The 1937-nt window shown below is 70.0% G+C and carries 2 protein-coding genes and 1 tRNA gene; 2 read left to right on the top strand and 1 reads right to left on the bottom strand.

Annotated features, from left to right (window positions below):
* Positions 1-568: FAD-dependent oxidoreductase (locus tag F9K34_RS18840; RefSeq protein ID WP_291338629.1), on the bottom strand; the 568-nt coding region annotated here is incomplete at its 3' end.
* Positions 569-705: 137 nt separating this feature from the next.
* Between F9K34_RS18840 and F9K34_RS18835 the strand changes: the two genes are divergently transcribed.
* Both F9K34_RS18835 and F9K34_RS18830 read left to right on the top strand, forming a co-directional pair.
* Positions 706-1719: an NAD-dependent epimerase/dehydratase family protein gene (locus tag F9K34_RS18835; RefSeq protein ID WP_291338628.1), complete on the top strand. Its 1014-nt coding sequence runs from the start codon at positions 706-708 to the stop codon at positions 1717-1719.
* Between the two features lie 60 nt (positions 1720-1779).
* Positions 1780-1856 (top strand) — tRNA-Met (locus F9K34_RS18830).
* Positions 1857-1937 lie beyond the last annotated feature (81 nt).

The following is a 1937-nucleotide window of genomic DNA, read 5'->3' as shown; positions in this document are numbered from 1 at the left end:
CGTCCGCCTCGATCACGGTCACCTCCGCGCCCGGGCCGAGCCGGTGGTGCGCGGCCAGTGCCAGTTCCACCCCGGCCACGCCGCCGCCGATCACCGCCACCCGCGGCGCTGCCTCGCCCCGCGCGGCGCGTCCCGCGAAGGCTTCCCAGGCATCGGCGAAGGCATCGAGCGGCTTCGCGGGCACCGCATTCGCGGCGAAGCCGGTCAGCGCCGGCATGTCGGAGGTGATGCCGATGTCGATGGACGCCACATCATAGGCGACGGCCGGCCGCCCTTGCACGCGGATCCGCCCTGCCGCGCGGTCGATCCCCTCCGCGCGACCGAGGATCAGCCGTGCACCCGCATGGCGCGCGAGCCGGACGAGGTCGATCTGCAGCGCCTCGCGCGGGTAGTGCCCGGCGACGTGGCCCGGCAGCATGCCGGAATAGGCGGCCGCGGGTTCGGGGCTGATCAGGGTCAGCCGCACGCCGGGAAGGGGCCGCATCCCCCACATCCGGAGCACCAGCGCATGGGTGTGGCCGCCGCCGATCAGCACCAGATCGCGTGTCAGCGGGATCTGACCCTGCATCGCTCGCCCCCTTTTCCCGCCCCTGACTACCGCGCCCTTCCGCTTTCGCCAAGCCGGTCGCGCGGCCGGGCTTGGACTGGGCGCCGCGAGCGGCTAAGGATCGGGGCGGTCCAGCGGCGGAAAGCGACGGGAAAGCCATGCAGCGCGTCTATGTCACCGGGGCGGCCGGGTTCATCGGCTTCCACCTGTCCGAGCTCCTCCTGAAGGAGGGATTGCGCGTCCACGGCTACGACGGGATGACCGCCTACTACGACCTCGCGCTGAAGCGCGCCCGGCTCGGGGTGCTCCTGCAGCGCGAAGGGTTCGGCTTCACCGAGGCGATGCTCGAGGACCACGACCGCCTCGCCGCCGACATGGCGCGGTTCAAGCCCGACGTGGTGGTCCACCTCGCCGCGCAGGCGGGCGTACGCTATTCGCTCGAGGCCCCGCGGAGCTACCTCGCGTCGAACATCGAGGGCACGTTCAACGTCATGGAGGCCGCACGCGACTGCGGGGTGAAGCACCTCCTGCTCGCTTCCACCTCCTCGGTCTACGGCGCCAACACCGAGATGCCCTACCGCGAGACCGACAAGGCCGACACGCAGGTCTCGCTCTACGCCGCGACGAAGAAGGCGACCGAGTCGCTGTCCCATTCCTGGGCGCATCTCTGGGGCCTGCCCACGACCTGCTTCCGCTTCTTCACCGTATATGGCCCCTGGGGCCGGCCGGACATGGCGCCCTTCAAGTTCACCAGGGCGATCCTCCGGGGCGAGACCATCGACGTCTACGGCCACGGGCGGATGTTCCGCGACTTCACCTATGTGACCGACCTTGTCCGGGCCATCCGGCTCCTGATCGACAAGGCCCCGGAACGGCCCGCCGCGCCGGAGGAGATCGCCGAGGGCGACAGCCTCTCTCCCGTCGCGCCCTGGCGCGTCGTCAACATCGGCAACGGCGAGAAGGTCGCGCTCGGCGATTTCATCGCGGCGATCGAGAAGGCGACGGGCCGCGCGGCCATCCGCAACCTCATGGAGATGCAGAAGGGCGACGTGCCGGCGACCTGGGCCGACAACCGTCTGCTGACCCGGCTCACCGGCTACCGGCCGGAAACCGGCATCGAGGCCGGCATGGCCGCCTTCGTCGCCTGGTACCGCGAACACTACGGGGTTTGACCGCCGCGGCGAATATCGCTTGACGGGCGGGGGCCGCTGGCATAGGACCGCCGCCGGTGCGGCTAGGTAGCTCAGCTGGTTAGAGCACATGACTCATAATCATGGGGTCGGCGGTTCAAGTCCGCCCCTAGCCACCAAAAACCATTTGTGAAACAGGCGCTTGCGGCGATGCTTCGGCATCGTCCGTCCGAGCGTCCGAGGCTGTCCGGTTCGGACGC

The sequence above is a fragment of the Albidovulum sp. genome (assembly GCF_008933605.1).
Taxonomy (GTDB): Bacteria; Pseudomonadota; Alphaproteobacteria; order Rhodobacterales; family Rhodobacteraceae; genus Albidovulum.
The sequence above is the reverse complement of the archived record's forward strand: the minus strand, read 5'-3'. Positions and strand labels throughout refer to the sequence as shown.

Excerpts from the sequence above, each read along its gene's own strand:
- F9K34_RS18835 (WP_291338628.1), top strand. The coding sequence starts at position 706 with ATGCAGCGCGTCTATGTCACCGGGGCGGCCGGGTTCATCGGCTTCCAC.